This is a genomic window from Microbacterium sp. CPCC 204701 (assembly GCF_004010105.1).
Classification (GTDB): Bacteria; Actinomycetota; Actinomycetes; order Actinomycetales; family Microbacteriaceae; genus Microbacterium.
Map to the genome: position 1 here is coordinate 1 of NZ_RRYE01000531.1, position 1597 is coordinate 1597.

At 74.2% G+C, this 1597-nt stretch carries 2 protein-coding genes and 1 pseudogene; all 3 read right to left on the reverse strand.

Annotated elements, in window-relative coordinates; translation table 11 throughout:
- A pseudogene (locus tag EIO58_RS19200) lies at positions 1-310 on the reverse strand (hypothetical protein); the annotation flags it as partial.
- Positions 307-1098 (reverse strand): lytic transglycosylase domain-containing protein, encoded by a 792-nt coding sequence (locus EIO58_RS17555; protein WP_127820517.1) that lies wholly within the window; start codon positions 1096-1098, stop codon positions 307-309. The pseudogene EIO58_RS19200 and the gene EIO58_RS17555, both read right to left, overlap by 4 nt.
- Positions 1095-1597 (reverse strand): PASTA domain-containing protein (locus EIO58_RS17560; RefSeq protein ID WP_127820518.1); only part of this gene is annotated, 503 nt, incomplete at its 5' end. The genes EIO58_RS17555 and EIO58_RS17560, both read right to left, overlap by 4 nt.

The window sequence follows — 1597 nt, forward strand, 5'->3', positions numbered from 1 at the left end:
CGGTCGGAGGCGGCGGGGCCGCTTCGGGCGGTGCGGCCAGCACATCCGAGACCGGCGGGGACGCAGCATCCGGCGCCGTCGGGGCACCGTCCGGTGCCGGCGCGAAGATCACCTCGGCGGCCGAGGACGCCACCGTGGGCTGTGCGGTCATCGTCGATTGCGGCGCGGCGGAGACCGCGGCCGGCAGGATCCACCCCGCCGCAGCGATCGCCGATGCCGCGATGCCCAGCACGAGACCTCGGGTGGCCGCACGCCGCCGGTTCTCGCGATGCACGGCTCGGAACGGGTCGACAGGCGACGGCGCGCTCATCCGGCGGCCAGCGCGTACGAGTTCGCCACGGCGGCCACGTCGTCGACGTACGTGTCGAGGTGGTTGTAGCTGAAGATGGCGGCTCGCCAGCCGTCGACGCTCGACATCTCGCCCGAGTGGCACAGGTACCGCGCCGCAGCCAGCGCGGCGTCGTCGATCTGATTCGGGTCGCTCGCACCGTCGCCGTTCGCGTCGGTGCCCCAGCGCGACCATGTGTCGGGGATGAACTGCATGGGGCCGACGGCGCGATCCCACACGGTGTCGCCGTCCCACGCGCCGCCGTCGGTGTCGGCGATCGCCGCGTTGCCGTTGCCGTCCAGCTGCGGCCCACGGATGGCCGGCATCGGGAACCCGTCGTCGCCGAGCACCGCGCCGCCATGACGACCGTGATCCGTCTCGATCGCGCCGATGCCTGCGAGGGTGTTCCAGCCGACGCCGCATCCCGGCTGCTCCGCGTCGATGACGAGCTCGGCGGCGGCATAGGCATCGACAGCACGCTTCGGGATGCCGGTGGCCCCCGCGATCCGCGTGCTCCAGGCCTCGTCCACCCGCACGCGTGCGGAAGCGGGCGCCGGCGCCGTTCCGGTGGTGCCGCCACCCGTCTCGGGGCCGACGTCGCCCGACACCTCGACGGCCGTGGTCGGCGCCTCGACCGGCTCGGAACGCTGCGCCGTCGAGACTCGACTGAGGTTGGTCAGCCACACCGCCGCGACCACGACCAGGGCGATCCCCAGGGCGACGGCGGCCCTCGTGAGCACACGGGCGGAGCCTGCGCGGTTGCCGCTCACGACCCGTCTCCCCCACTCGCCGGCGGTGTCGCCGTTCCGGTCGGCGTCGGAGTCGCCCCGGACAGGATCAGCGTAACGCGCACCCCCAGCCGCAGCACAGCCCCGGCGCCCGGTTCACTGCGTACCACCAGCGTCGAAGCGGCGGCATCCGGACGGTCGCCTACGACGTCGAAACCCGCCGACGAGAGCAGCGCTGATGCCGCGCCGAGTGTGAGTCCCGACGCCTGGGGCAGGACATTGGTGCCCGAGGCCACCGTCACGTTCACTGCGCCGCCTGGCGGGAGCACTCCTTCCGCGGGCTGCTGCGAGAGCACCCGGTCGGCGGCCTCGGCCGACTCGACCCTCGTGACGGTGCCGAGCGCAAGGCCTGCGGCGCGCAGTGCGGCCTCGGCGTCGGCGAGCGACCCATGCAGGGTCGGCACCGACACCTCCGCGGGTGGAACGGTCGGATCGGGCTCGGCGCTCGGCGGCACGGGCGCGGCGGTCGGCGACGGGGTCG